The organism is Chryseobacterium fluminis (genome assembly GCF_026314945.1).
GTDB lineage: Bacteria > Bacteroidota > Bacteroidia > Flavobacteriales > Weeksellaceae > Chryseobacterium > Chryseobacterium fluminis.
In genome coordinates this window covers 2,888,480-2,902,106 of record NZ_CP111121.1, presented here as the reverse complement: position 1 = coordinate 2,902,106, position 13,627 = coordinate 2,888,480, and the positions used below count along the sequence as shown (strand labels likewise).

The 13,627-nt window shown below is 39.0% G+C and carries 10 protein-coding genes and 1 pseudogene; 8 read left to right on the top strand and 3 right to left on the bottom strand.

Translation table 11 applies throughout. The annotated features are described in order from the left end of the window. Positions 1-14 precede the first annotated feature (14 nt). The 5 genes from porD (at position 15) to ODZ84_RS13180 (ending at position 7,105) form a co-directional block, all read left to right on the top strand. The gene (gene porD / locus ODZ84_RS13200; protein ID WP_266172807.1) at positions 15-917 is read left to right on the top strand and encodes a type IX secretion system protein PorD; all 903 of its coding nucleotides are present in this window, start codon (positions 15-17) and stop codon (positions 915-917) included. Positions 918-984: 67 nt separating this feature from the next. Beyond that, entirely contained in the window at positions 985-2,634 is a 1,650-nt protein-coding gene (locus tag ODZ84_RS13195; protein WP_266172806.1) for a DNA repair protein RecN, read from the top strand. Positions 2,635-3,106: 472 nt separating this feature from the next. Further along, complete coding sequence (locus tag ODZ84_RS13190) at positions 3,107-4,774, top strand: T9SS-dependent choice-of-anchor J family protein (protein WP_266172805.1); 1,668 nt, start codon at positions 3,107-3,109, stop codon at positions 4,772-4,774. Between the two features lie 140 nt (positions 4,775-4,914). After that, positions 4,915-6,381 carry a DUF5687 family protein gene (locus tag ODZ84_RS13185; protein WP_266172804.1) on the top strand — a complete coding sequence of 489 codons (1,467 nt, stop codon included), beginning with the start codon at positions 4,915-4,917 and terminating at the stop codon, positions 6,379-6,381. 1 nt (position 6,382) lies between these two features. Continuing rightward, positions 6,383-7,105 (top strand): ABC transporter ATP-binding protein, encoded by a 723-nt coding sequence (locus ODZ84_RS13180; RefSeq protein WP_266172803.1) that lies wholly within the window; start codon positions 6,383-6,385, stop codon positions 7,103-7,105. Positions 7,106-7,203: 98 nt separating this feature from the next. Here the strand turns inward: ODZ84_RS13180 and ODZ84_RS13175 are convergent, their stop codons facing one another. After that, positions 7,204-7,398 (bottom strand): bacteriocin-like protein, encoded by a 195-nt coding sequence (locus ODZ84_RS13175; protein WP_266172801.1) that lies wholly within the window; start codon positions 7,396-7,398, stop codon positions 7,204-7,206. 163 nt (positions 7,399-7,561) lie between these two features. Beyond that, on the bottom strand, positions 7,562-8,956 hold the full coding sequence (fumC, locus tag ODZ84_RS13170) for a class II fumarate hydratase (RefSeq protein WP_266172800.1): 1,395 nt from the start codon (positions 8,954-8,956) through the stop codon (positions 7,562-7,564). A gap of 213 nt (positions 8,957-9,169) precedes the next feature. Between fumC and ODZ84_RS23450 the strand changes: the two are divergent. Beyond that, a pseudogene (locus ODZ84_RS23450) lies at positions 9,170-10,778 on the top strand (fumarate hydratase). 164 nt (positions 10,779-10,942) lie between these two features. Beyond that, positions 10,943-11,239 carry a hypothetical protein gene (locus tag ODZ84_RS13160; protein ID WP_266172798.1) on the top strand — a complete coding sequence of 99 codons (297 nt, stop codon included), beginning with the start codon at positions 10,943-10,945 and terminating at the stop codon, positions 11,237-11,239. A gap of 96 nt (positions 11,240-11,335) precedes the next feature. Here the strand turns inward: ODZ84_RS13160 and ODZ84_RS13155 are convergent, their stop codons facing one another. After that, positions 11,336-12,199 carry a helix-turn-helix domain-containing protein gene (locus tag ODZ84_RS13155; RefSeq protein WP_266172797.1) on the bottom strand — a complete coding sequence of 288 codons (864 nt, stop codon included), beginning with the start codon at positions 12,197-12,199 and terminating at the stop codon, positions 11,336-11,338. A 152-nt stretch (positions 12,200-12,351) separates the two neighbouring features. On the opposite strand from ODZ84_RS13155, the gene ODZ84_RS13150 reads away from it, so the two are divergent. After that, entirely contained in the window at positions 12,352-13,488 is a 1,137-nt protein-coding gene (locus ODZ84_RS13150; RefSeq protein ID WP_266172796.1) for a T9SS type A sorting domain-containing protein, read from the top strand. Positions 13,489-13,627 lie beyond the last annotated feature (139 nt).

Here is a 13,627-nt window from a genome sequence, read left to right as displayed (position 1 = left end):
ATTTTTACTTAATAATGAAAAAGATCATAAGCTTATTTTTACTGCTTTTCATATCTACGATGGGGTTTTCTCAGGAATTGCTGGCTACCGTACAGGTTAATTCCCAGCAGTTGGGAGGAAGTAACCAGTCTGCCTACAAAGCTCTGGAGAAAAGTCTCAGAGATTTTATTAACAATACAAGCTGGACAGGGAGAAAACTTCAGAATTTTGAGAAGATAAAATGTGGATTCGCCCTGGTTATTAAAGAAAGAAACGGAAACAGATTTTCGGGTGATATGGTGGTTCAGGCCGTGAGACCGGTTTACAATTCATCATATGAATCACCGCTGCTGAATGTTCAGGATACTAAAATTTCCTTCGATTATATTGAAAATGAAAACCTCATTTTCAATGAAAGACAGTTTTCGGGGAAAAATTTAGTGGATATCATCGGCTTTTATGTCTACACGATTTTAGGCTACGATGCAGATAGTTTTCAGTCAATGGGAGGCACCCAATGGTTTCAGAAAGCTCAGCAGATTGCCCAGAACGGAGAATCTCAGAACACCTATGACGGGTGGAAACAGATTAATGAGCCCAGAAGCCGTTCTATTTTAATTAAGGAAATTATGAGCCCGAGCTGGAGCCAGACCCGCGCCACTGCATACACGTACTACAGGGCAGGACTCGATAATTTATTTAATCAGGATCAGACGCAGGCCAAAAGAGCTATTTATGATGCACTCAGCCAGTTAAAAAACTACGAAAATACCTTCCAGCAAAGTTACTTCTTCAATACTTTTATGGACAATAAGAATGATGAGATCTTTAATATTTTCAATTCCGGAAATAACGGAAATATTCCGATGACTGACCTTAAACAGCTCATGAACACCATTTCTCCGAAATATTCCGAAAAATGGAATAAGTGGAAGTAAAATCATGTTTGAATCCTGACCTCTAAAGTTCTATATTTGTCATAGCCAAATAATCTGCTACCAATCCATGCTGTCGAGAATTTACATTAAAAATTTTGCCCTTATTGATACACTTGAAGTATCACTGAACAATGGTTTACAGGTGATTACCGGAGAAACGGGAGCCGGTAAATCTATTATTTTAGGAGCCTTAAGGCTGATCCTTGGAGAAAGGGCCGATGTAAAGTCCATCTCGAAAGCGGAAGAAAAAAGTGTGGTGGAGACAGAATTTGCGCTCAACAATCAGTTCAAAAAATTCTTTATAGAAAATGACCTCGATTACGAGCACCAGACGATTATCAGACGGGAGATTTTGCCTTCCGGGAAGTCCAGGGCGTTCATCAATGATGTTCCGGTCACATTGGATGTTCTCAGGGAATTATCATCCAGGCTTATTGACATCCATTCCCAGTTTGAAACTTCCAATTTATTCACTTCTGAGTATCAGTTTAAAATTATAGACGGACTTTCGGAAAATAAAAGATGGGTAGAGGACTACCAAAATCAGTTTGCAGATTTTCAGAGTCTGAAAATTCAGCTTAAAAAATATCAGACCGAGCTCCTCGAAAATAACAGAGAAAGCGATTATAAGCAGTTTCTCCTTAATGAACTGGAAGAACTGCAGCTGGATGACGTAGATTACGAAGACCTTCAGAATCAGCTTTCTATTCAGGAAAATGCAGGAATGATTTCTGAGAATCTGGCCCAGGTGCTGTCGAGATTTCATCAGGAAGAAGTGGGGATCTTATCCTTCTTCAATGAGGCCAGAAATAAATTATCCAGAATTGCAGAAGTTTCCAATGGCTTTGCCGAACTTAATGAGAGGCTGGAAACATCTTTTGTAGATCTGAAAGATATCATCTCCGAACTCGAAAATGAAGCTGAAAAAATTGAAATAAATCCTGCCAACCTGGCTGCACTATCCGAATTCAATAATAAAATTAACAGTTTGCTCATTAAGCATAACGCCTCAGATGTGGATGAGCTGAAAGAAATCCGGGATCAGCTGTCCGGAGACCAGAAAGGAGCTTCGGAACTCGAAGAAACGATTGCAGAAATTGAAGAAAAAATTATAAATAAGGAAAAAATACTTCTGTCTCTCGCCGAAAAACTTTCAAAAAACAGAAAGAAAAGCGTTCCTGTTTTTATTAAAAAAGCAGAACGCTTATTAAAACAGTTAGGTCTTGAAAAAGCAAAAGTAGATATCGAATTGTGGGATTCACCGGAATTCAACACCTTTGGAAGAGAAAATATTCAGCTTTTATTTCAGGCTAATTCAGGATTTCCTTTAAAGCCTATCCAAACGGCCATTTCAGGAGGGGAAAGGTCAAGAGTAATGCTGGCAGTGAAAAAAATCATTGCGGAAAGTGACGAACTTCCAACACTTATTTTAGATGAAATTGATACCGGAGTTTCGGGAAAAGTAGCTGAGGAAATTGGAAATCTGATGCGTGAAATGTCAAAAGACATGCAGTTAATTGTGATCTCTCATCTGGCACAGGTGGCTGCTAAAGGAAACGACAATTATAAAGTAGTCAAACAGGATATTGCCGGCAAAACGCAGTCCACCATTATTCCTTTAAGCGATCAGGAAAAGCTTAATGAAATTGCCCAGCTGCTTTCAGGAAGCAAGATTACCGAAGCGGCGTTGGCGCAGGCTAAAGAGCTGATTGGTTAATGAGGGGAATATACATTTGATAATACGAAGCATAAGTTTAAAATTCAGGGTTTGAAATTGATAATCTTAAGAAATAATTGTAATGGCTGAGGATAGGATCTCTTGGCCCTTTTCGTAGCTTTTTTAAAACCGTGTATGTAGCTTTGAGACAATCATCCGTCTGGTAACGAAATTTAATCTTGGTTTAATTGCAGATCTTTCAACAGAAATTTTCAGCTTAATGACCACTCAATAATCTTAAAAACTTTAAATATTAAATGTACCTCTCAAATAGAGGTATTTTTTTTGTTGTTTAGTATTTATTTTCAGATATAGCATTAATTGAAATTTTATTTTAGAATAATATTTTTTTAATAAAGCACTTATTTTTATTAAATATTTAACCATATTGTCGTTTTAACTAAATATATGTATTTAATTTTAGTTTTATTTAAATATTTACTATATTTAAAAAACACAAAAAATAATGCTTATGTTAAAATTATTATTCACGAGTGTTTTGTTTGCACATGGTTTGGCAAACATCACTTTACCAGATGCGAAACCCGGAAAAGCTGTAGCTCCGGGGGAAAGCGTGACCACTTCTGTGTTTCCACCATGTAGTGCAGTAAATGTACCCTACACAGAAAATTTCGAAACCGTACATGTTCCTTCTCTTCCTGTATGTACCACTGTGCAAAATACAGGAGAAGCAGTCCATTTAGGAAATATGGGGAGCAACGTAAATGACTGGCGAACTAGTATTGTGAATGCGAACGGATTCTCCGGTAAGGTTTTATCGTATAGGGCATCCTTTCCTTCTCAACCGGCCAAATCATGGTATTATACCCGCGGAATTAATTTGTCGGCTAATACCACTTACCGTATAAAATTCAAGTACGGAAACAGTAGTCTCAATCGTACAGAAAAGCTTAAAGTTGCTTATGGTACTTCTGCTGCTGCTGCTGCAATGACCAATGTTATTACGGACTTCCCTTCTGTAACAGGAGGAAATATCAATTATTTTAAAGGTACTTTCACGCCATCTGTAAGCGGCGTGTATTATTTCGGATTTAATGCATATTCGCAAGCCGGCCAGGAAAATTTATATGTAGATGACATTGACATTGATATCAATTCGACATGTGCTGAGCCTGGAACACCAGCAGTTGCGCCTTCACCGGTACCTGGGGTAACTTCTGTATCATGGCTGCCTTCTGCTTCCGGCAAATACGAAATATACTACAGTACAGCACCTGCAGAGCCTTCTGCTCAGACTCTTCCTGTCATTAATAATATTACTACTCCGGGATTGAGCCTGAATCTTACACCGGGAACCCAGTATTACCTGTGGGTACGATCTGTATGTGGAGCTGATTCAAGAAGTGATTGGTCTAATCCTGTAAAATTCATTACCGGATGTGCTATTGCCGAAGTTCCTTATAAGGAAGACTTCGAAAATGCAAGAAGTCCGTTGCTGCCAATATGCGGAACAGTACAGAACGTCGGAACCGGGAACGAATGGCAGACCGCCCGTTTAAATGCCAATGGTTTTTCAAGTAATGTACTAGCCTATAAATATCATCCTTCTTCAGCTGCCAATGTCTGGTATTATACCCAGGGAATTAACTTATCAGCCGATGTTACTTACAGAATATCATTTAAATATGGTAATAATGATAAGAATTTCAAAGAAAAGCTAAAAGTTGCATGCGGAACTTCTGCCTCTGCTTCTGCAATGAACACCATTATAACCGATATGACTTCAATCTCCGGAGGCAATGCTCAGACTTTTACAACCACCATCAAACCTTCAAGCAGCGGCGTTTATTTCTTCGGTTTTAACGCAGTCTCTGATGCAGGACAATACAATCTTTATATTGATGATATAGCAATTTCAAAAGATGTAGAAGTGCCGGCAACAAATCCTGATATTACTGCCAATTCACTGGTCTATCCGAATCCTGTTAAAAATGTAATCAACATAAAAGATCCTAAAGGAATTCTCAGTATTTCAGTAATTGGACTTGGAGGAAATGTTATTAAAGTATTTTATGGTCCAAAGCAGTCTGTTGATTTAAGCAGTCTTCCAAACGGAACGTATGTTCTTGCATTACAATATCAAAATACAAGAAAAAATATAAGAATTGTAAAAGAATAATCTTCTTTTCATAAAAATAGAGTATCAGGAGACCGTTTCACCAGTTGTGGAACGGTCTCTTGCTGTAGTTTTTTAAGGGCTGGTCATGAAAATTTGTAACATATCATAGAATATCCTTACTAATGTAGAAAAAGATAACTATGTTTTTAAAATTCCTGAGATTAGAGTTTAAAAGTTTTTTTCGGGGTTCTTCTTTGGGAATCAATCTGGCGATGAAGATCCTCCGGTTTATCGGAATTCTTTATTTTATGGGATGTTTGGTGGCAGGTGCGTTTATTGCCTTTTATTACATCCAGGAGGAAATGCACGAAAACGCTTTAAAAATCATTTCTAAATTTTTAATAGCGGCCTGGGCAGTCGATCTCATTTTAAAATACATGTGGCAGGAAATGCCCACTCAGAATATCAAACCCTTTCTTACTTTAAATATTCCTAAGAAAACACTGGTGAACTATATGTTGAGCAAGACTTTCCTGTCTGCTTTCAGTTGGCTGAATTCTCTGTTTTTTATTACCTTTTCCGGGATCGCTTTATTTAACGGATATGATACTTTAGGTGTTCTGGCGTGGTTTATCGGGGTGTCTTTATTGTTTTACCTTAATAATTTTATTAATATCCTTTTCAACGATAAAGAAACAGTAGCCGTTATTGTCGGATGTATTTTCGCAGCGGTTGCGGGGCTTACTTATTATAATATGGTGCCCGTACTGGAATATTCAGAAAAGTTTTTCTTCGGTTTTTATGAAAGACCTTATTTCGCCTTAATCTCTGTGGTACTGTTTGCAGGTTTATGGCAGATCTGTTTTACACACATCCGAAAGGTATTTTATCTTGATCAGGGTTTAGAAGCTAAGAAAACGGTTGGCAAAACTGAAAATATTGCTTTCCTGAACAAATATGGCGCTATTGGAACTTTTATCAATAACGATATCAAAATGCTGAAACGGAATAAAGTAACCAAAGGAATCTTATTGGGCAGTGTTCTGTTTCTGTTTTATGGAATGCTGATGTTTTCGTCTCCGATATATAAAACGCCGGCAATGACTATGTTTATGGGACTTTTTGTAACGGGAGGCTTTCAGTTTCTTTTCGGACAAAGGGTTCCGGCATTCGACAGTTCCTATTATCCTTTGATGATGACACTGAACGTTCCTTACAAAGAATACTTAAAAGCAAAATGGTGGCTGATGAACATGGTAACGGCGGCATCTATGGTATTGGCTGTTTGCTATGCTTATTTTGGCTGGGAAATGTATGTGACTTTCTTTGCGGCAGGAATTTATAATATCGGTGTAAATTCCCAATTTACCCTCTGGTCCGGAGCATTTAATAAAATGCAGATCGATCTGAATTCCAAGGAAAAAAGATTCGGACAGAAAAACAGTTTTAATCTGAAATCTTTACTGCTCCTGATCCCTAAAATGTTATTACCGATGGCTGTTTTCGGTATTGTACAGCATTTCTTCGGAATCACTGCCGGGGTGATAAGTGTAGCGATCATGGGACTCATCGGTTTTTTGTTACGGGAAAAAATCTTCGATATCATCGTAAAGCATTATAAGGTAGAAAAATATACGACACTGGAAGCATTTAAAAACAAAGACTAATATGATCACAATAAACAATTTATCAAAAACATACGGAACAGCTACTGTTCTCAATATTGAAAATCTTGAAATTCCGAACGGAGAAACCTTCGGACTCGTAGGAAATAACGGTGCCGGAAAAACAACGCTTTTTAGTCTGATGCTGGATCTGATTCAGCCGACAACAGGTTCTGTAAGTATTGAAGGAATAAAAGTAAATGAATCTGAAGCCTGGAAAAAGAAAGTATCAGCCTTTGTAGACGATACTTTTTTGATAGGATATCTTACGCCGGAAGAATATTTTTATTTTATCGGAGAGCTCAGAGGGCAGAATAAAGCTTCTGTGGATGAATTTTTAAAACAGTTTCACGATCTTTTTAACGGAGAGATTTTAAATTCAGGAAAATACGTCAGAGATCTTTCAAAAGGAAATCAGAAGAAAGTGGGTATCGTAGGCGCAATTATCGGAAATCCTGAAATTATTATTCTGGATGAGCCTTTTGCCAATCTTGATCCCTCCACCCAGATCAAACTGAAAAACTTAATCAAAGAACTGTCAAAACATGATGGGGTAACTTTCCTGATCTCCAGCCATGACCTTTCACATACGACAGAAGTATGTAACCGTATTGTAGTGGTGAATAAGGGAGTGCTTGTGAAAGATATCCAGACCAATCCTGAAACGCTGAAAGATCTGGAACAGTATTTTGCCGATCAGGTTTCCAAACCTGCAGAGATGGTTTAAAGGGGTATATTGCAACGCTACAGCAGTGATTTAACATTCATAAGATAAAATGCCGGAACAGTTTTCCGGCATTTTTATTTAAAATTATGTACTCCTTATCAGCCAATACCTCCGTCACACATATCAACAGGGATCAGGCATGAGGTTCCGTTGCATGGGTTTCCGGCTGGCGGAGGAGTAATGCAGCAGGCGTGATAACCGTTCCAGGTAAGGTGGATAAGGTTTCCGGGACAGGTATGGCCGCCCAATACCTCCTTTAGATTTTGTCTGGTGATTTTCTTTAGATTTTTCATAATGTTTTGTTTTATAATGATTTGTATTTAATCACTAAATTATGAAAAATTTTAACTCTAAAAAATACTTAGTTAAAATATTAAGCAGGTATAATACCGTGACAATAGAAAACCCCAGAATTTCTCCGGGGTCTCTTACATTTAATCTATGTTTACTTAATCATTATTTCAGACTTCCGACCATATCCTCAGGTCTTACCCATTCATCAAACTGCTCGGCGGTTAAAAGACCCAGGTTTACAGCCTCTTCTTTTAAGGTAGTTCCGTTTTTGTGGGTGGTTTTTGCAATCTTTGCTGCATTTTCGTATCCGATATGGGTATTCAGCGCTGTGACAAGCATCAGGGATTTATCAACCAGTTCTTTAATTCTCTCGTGATTAGGCTCTATTCCAACGGCACAGTGATCGTTAAATGAAATACAGGCATCAGCAATCAGCTGGGCAGACTGCAGGAAATTGTAGGCCATCACAGGTTTGAAGACATTCAGTTCGTAATTTCCCTGGGTTCCGGCAAACGAAATAGTGGTGTCATTTCCTAAAACCTGAGCACACACCATGGTCATCGCTTCATTTTGTGTAGGATTTACTTTTCCCGGCATGATGGATGAACCGGGCTCATTTTCGGGAATATGAATCTCTCCGATTCCCGAACGGGGGCCTGAAGCCAGTAATCTGATATCCTGAGCGATTTTATATAAAGAAACGGCCAGTTGTTTTAACGCTCCGTGAGTTTCCACGATCGCATCATGAGCAGCTAATGCCTCAAATTTATTTTCTGCAGTGACGAAGGGAAGATGGGTGAATTCTGCAATATACTCTGCCACTTTCACATCGTATCCCTTGGGAGTATTAAGACCGGTTCCCACCGCTGTTCCCCCGAGAGCAAGTTCAGAAAGATGGGGCAGCGTATTTTTTAGTGCCTTAATTCCATAATTCAGCTGGGCAACATACCCTGAAAATTCCTGTCCTAATGTCAATGGAGTAGCATCCATAAGGTGGGTTCTCCCGATTTTAACGATATCTTTAAAAGCTTCCGATTTTTCATGTAAGGTATCTCTCAGCTTTTCAACAGCGGGAATCGTGGTTTCTGCTACCTTCTTGTAAGCTGCAATGTGCATTGCTGTCGGATAAGTATCATTGGAAGACTGAGATTTGTTGACATCATCATTGGGATGTACTTCAGATTTGTCTCCTAAAGTTCCGCCATTGTTTACATGTGCCCTGTTGGAAACCACTTCATTTACATTCATATTAGACTGTGTTCCCGAACCGGTCTGCCAGATTACCAAAGGAAACTGGTCATTGAGCTTTCCCTCCAGAATTTCTTCACATACTTTGGCGATCATATCTCTTTTTTCTGCAGGCAGAACTCCCAAATCAGAATTGGCAAAGGCTGCAGCCTTTTTTAAATACGCAAAAGCTTCTATAATTTCGTGTGGCATCGAACCTTCCGGGCCTATTTTGAAATTATTTCTGGAACGTTCTGTCTGTGCGCCCCAAAACTTGTCCGCAGGCACCTGCACTTCACCCATGGTGTCTTTTTCTATTCTGTAATTCATTGTGATGGAAATATTTGTTTATGTTTAGTTGACGGTTAAAGCTTAGATTTAGCGGGTAGATTTTATCCTGAATCTTCTCTTTAGCCTCAGCTTATAAAGTTAATTAATAATACAAAAACATGCAATTTATAATCATTATAAATATCAGTCTGACCACTGATTTTGCTCATGTATTTTTGGCTAAGCCGTATTTTTGCACCAAGAAAAATTGAAATGGAATTTAGATATCAGGATCCGTATCCGATTCAGAAAGATGATACGGTGTATAAGAAACTTACATCAGATTATGTAAAATTAGAACAGTTGGGAAGCAGGGAAATCTTAACAGTAGATCCGAAAGGACTTGAGCTATTGGCGGAGGAAGCGATGGCAGATGTCTCTTTCATGCTCCGTTCTTCTCACCTGGAAAGTCTCAGAAGAATTATTGATGATCCTGAAGCCACTGACAATGACAGATTCGTTGCCTATAATTTATTACAGAATGCTGCTGTCGCTGCCGAAGGGGCTTTACCATCCTGCCAGGATACGGGAACCGCAATTGTAATGGGTAAGAAAGGAGAAAATGTCTACACCGGAGTAGATGATGGTGAATATTTGAGCAGAGGAATCTACAATACCTACCAGAAAAGGAACTTAAGATACTCTCAGGTGGTCCCTTTAACGATGTTTGATGAGAAAAATTCGGGATCAAATCTTCCGGCACAGATCGATATTTATGCTAAAAAGGGAGATTATTACGAATTTTTATTCCTGACAAAAGGAGGAGGCTCGGCAAACAAAACTTTTCTTTATCAGAAAACAAAATCTTTACTTAACGAAAAATCTCTCGAAGCTTTTGTAAAAGAACGGATCTCAGATCTGGGAACAGCGGCCTGCCCGCCTTATCACCTGGCACTGGTTATCGGAGGAACTTCTGCAGAGGCCAATCTGGCAGCGGTAAAGAAAGCATCTGCCAAATACTATGATCATCTTCCTACTGAAGGAAACGAAGCCGGACAGGCATTCAGAAGATTTGGAGTGGGAAGCAAAAATTCAGAAAATATGCCAGGAAAGTTCTATCGGGGCACAGTTTGGAGGAAAATATCTCACGCATGATGTCCGTGTGATCAGACTTCCGCGTCACGCCGCTTCCTGCCCCGTAGGAATGGGAGTGTCATGTTCCGCAGATAGAAATATCAGAGGAAAAATTACAAAAGAAGGAATTTTCTTAGAGCAGCTGGAGCAGGACCCTAAAAGATTTTTACCTGCTACACCGCCACATCTTGAAGAAGCAGTTGAGATTAATTTAAACCGGCCGATGCCTGAAATTCTGGCTGAACTTTCGAAGTATCCGATCAAAACAAGGTTAAAATTAAACGGGACTTTAATTGTGGCAAGAGATATTGCTCATGCAAAAATAAAGGAACTCTTAGATGCAGGACAGCCTATGCCCGAATATTTCAAAAATCACCCAATCTATTATGCCGGCCCCGCGAAAACACCGGAAGGAATGGCTTCGGGAAGTTTCGGGCCTACAACGGCAGGAAGAATGGATGTGTATGTAGATGAATTCCAGAGTCACGGCGGAAGTATGGTCATGTTGGCAAAAGGCAACCGGACAAAAGATGTAACAGACGCATGCCATAAGTACGGAGGTTTTTATATCGGCTCGATCGGCGGACCAGCTGCCATCCTGGCGAAAGACAATATTCTCTCTGTTGAGGTCGTGGATTTCCCGGAATTGGGAATGGAAGCTGTACGAAAAATCGAGGTAAAAGATTTTCCCGCATTCATCATTACCGATGATAAAGGGAATGACTTCTTTGCAGCGCTTGCGCATTAACAGATCAATAGTAGACAGACCGGGAAAAATCAGGCAACTGTTATGGGTGTTTATCCTCGGTTAGTCTGTTTTTAAATTAAAATCAGTATAAATTATAAAATAGGACAGGTATCTTTTGTGTAAAAAAATAAAAAGTCCTATTTTTGCCTAAAATCTTTAAGAAAATGATAACGATTTTATCAGCATTTTGGCCGTTTTACCAGTTCCTTTGGACTATTTTCTTCGTGGTAATGTTCCTAGTAGGGTTCTGGTGTATCTTTATGTTCTTCGGGTTGGTAATTCCAATGTGGTTGACAGAAGGTTTAAAGGAGTATTTCGGAAAAGTAAAACCTTTTGATCCTGAGGAAATCAGAAGCAAAATGATCTATGAGCAGGAAGGTGTGGAAGTAATCTACAACGAGCCTAAAGGTCACGGGCCTTTTATTCATGATCACGGTCACGACAGTCACGGACATCATTAACTGATGCTCATTGCTTTTTCACCTGAATTCTGAAAAAGCAATATCAAAGCAAAACAACATATACGGAACCACTTAATTTATTAAGTGGTTTTTTATTTATTCGGTTCTTAACTTTTCAGGAGATACGCCGTATTTTTTCTTAAAAGCCCGGGTAAAATTCTGGACGTATTCATATCCGCATTCAATAGCAATTTCTTTGATCATCATCTTCTTATCGGTGATCAGTTTTTTCGCCTTTAGCATTCTCAGTTCAGAAATATAATCCGTTACCGTCATATGATAGCAGGCTTTAAAATCTTTTCTGATTTTATTTTGATTGAAACCCATGAGCTTCCCTATTTCTTCAGCCCTGATATTCTTATGATAATTTTCGTCAATAAATTTCTTAATAACAGCAGGTGCTTGCGGAGCTTCTTCGATTATATTTTTTTGATCAAACTGTTCAAAAATAAGCATGAGAAGTTGGATCACTTTGGCTTCGATAAATAATTTCTGCATAACCCCTTTCTTAGAATAACCGATGATTTCTCTCAGAATCATATGCATTTCCACGGTCATGTCGGGTGGGGTTCCTTTGTGGAGAAAAATATAATTGTTTTTAATCATACTTTCCAGAATACCGGCATTTTCCTTATGAGATTCGGGATTGATAAGATTAAAAATATACTGATAATCAAGTTGTATGTGGAGATATTCTAAAGACTCCTTATTTTCCGTCCGCAAGTCCGCATTATTTTCTTCCGGAGAGTAGTGGAGAATATACTGGTTTTTTTTAAACGACAGTTGAGTTCCGCAGTCGTGGGCATTCAGATGTATATTGGAGCTGAGAAAAAAAAGCAGATTAAAACCCGAGTTACCCTCAATCATATGGGATCTGTTTTCCGGACAGGACTCTTCCTGCATCAGAATTCTGATATCTTCAGACCTGAACAATATTCCTTTTTTACTTTGATGCTTCATACGGAATGGATTTGACGGACTTGGTACAATTTGAAATAAAAGCTTCTCATAGGATAACACAAAGTTTGGAAATGATAACTTCAGTTGAATTAGGTAAAGTAATTTTGTGCAAAATTAAATATAATTTAGAATAAATAAAAATAATAATGCTTATGTTCGGACATTTAGAGTTTGGAATGCGAAAAATTGGTGCAGGATTAGGATTGGTAGCCCTTATGGGGAGTTTGGCGCCTGCTCAGCAATGGGAAAATGTTGGAAGCGTAGGGACGGCTACAGCAGGAGATACCATCTACAATAATTTTGCAGTCAACACAGCAGGAAAATATGATCTTTCCAAGAATACATGTAATAATACTGATCCGGGAACTAATCCGGGAGACCTTGGATGTGCTACATTCACCTACAGAGGGCAATCGGTTTCCTATGCTACGGTGAGGGGAAACGACGGAAAAATCTGGTTACAGCAAAATTTAGGAAGCTCGCAAGTGGCGACCTCTGTGACCGATGTTGATTCTTATGGAGATTTATTCCAATGGGGAAGATGGGACGATGGACATCAGCTGAGAAATTCGGCTACCTCATCAGTTCCTTCTCTAAACTCACCGGATGGTTTGGCAGGAAGCAATTCATTTATGATTGGATCGGGAACAGGTTCCTGGTGGTCTACCAACGCCACGAGCGATGCATGGACTGCAAAAGATGATTCTGCAGTGACAGCGTCTATTGGGGCAGATCCCTGTAAAGCCGTTGGGCAGGACTGGAAGATGCCGTCTCAGGCAGACTGGACATTATTGGTAGGCTCCGAAACCATTATAAATCCTGCATCGGCCTATGCAAGTACATTGAAAATGCCGGCGTCAGGATATCGGAGCAATACTACAGGTGGATTTACATTCGTAGGTCAGAGAGGGTATTACTGGAGTGCCGATACGGCAAGTACAGGAGGAAAATATTTATACATCGGAAGTACAAATGCCAACCCTTCATCCGGAGCGCCCAGAGGCCAGGGTGCAGCAGTAAGATGTATAAAGGAAACTACGTCACTAAACACTTCTGATATCAGATTAAATACCATCGGAATCTATCCTAACCCTACCCATGGAATTCTGAACGTTGAAGCAGATTCGAAAATTGAAAATGTAAATATTTTCAGTATTGGAGGTCAGAAAATGAAGAGCAAAGTTTCTGATAACCAAGTTGATCTGCAGGAACTTCCCAAAGGAATATACATTATCGAATTAACATTAAAGAATGGGCAGAAACTCTCTGATAAAATCATTAAAAATTAAAATACCGGATAAAACGATGGACGAAAGAATCTGTCTTACAATAAAATAATGGGACTTCAACATCTTCTATAATATAATTATTTCAGAAGTTTGAAAAAAATAATAAAGGCCGCTTACACTCGTTGTGACGGCCTTTTGT

What these genes read in the sequence shown, in the direction of transcription:
- porD (WP_266172807.1), top strand. Translation starts at nt 15, where the DNA reads ATGAAAAAGATCATAAGCTTATTTTTACTGCTTTTCATATCTACGATG.
- ODZ84_RS13195 (WP_266172806.1), top strand. Translation starts at nt 985, where the DNA reads ATGCTGTCGAGAATTTACATTAAAAATTTTGCCCTTATTGATACACTT.
- ODZ84_RS13190 (WP_266172805.1), top strand. Translation starts at nt 3,107, where the DNA reads ATGTTAAAATTATTATTCACGAGTGTTTTGTTTGCACATGGTTTGGCA.
- ODZ84_RS13185 (WP_266172804.1), top strand. Translation starts at nt 4,915, where the DNA reads ATGTTTTTAAAATTCCTGAGATTAGAGTTTAAAAGTTTTTTTCGGGGT.
- ODZ84_RS13180 (WP_266172803.1), top strand. Translation starts at nt 6,383, where the DNA reads ATGATCACAATAAACAATTTATCAAAAACATACGGAACAGCTACTGTT.
- ODZ84_RS13175 (WP_266172801.1), bottom strand. Translation starts at nt 7,398, where the DNA reads ATGAAAAATCTAAAGAAAATCACCAGACAAAATCTAAAGGAGGTATTG.
- fumC (WP_266172800.1), bottom strand. Translation starts at nt 8,956, where the DNA reads ATGAATTACAGAATAGAAAAAGACACCATGGGTGAAGTGCAGGTGCCT.
- ODZ84_RS13160 (WP_266172798.1), top strand. Translation starts at nt 10,943, where the DNA reads ATGATAACGATTTTATCAGCATTTTGGCCGTTTTACCAGTTCCTTTGG.
- ODZ84_RS13155 (WP_266172797.1), bottom strand. Translation starts at nt 12,199, where the DNA reads ATGAAGCATCAAAGTAAAAAAGGAATATTGTTCAGGTCTGAAGATATC.
- ODZ84_RS13150 (WP_266172796.1), top strand. Translation starts at nt 12,352, where the DNA reads ATGTTCGGACATTTAGAGTTTGGAATGCGAAAAATTGGTGCAGGATTA.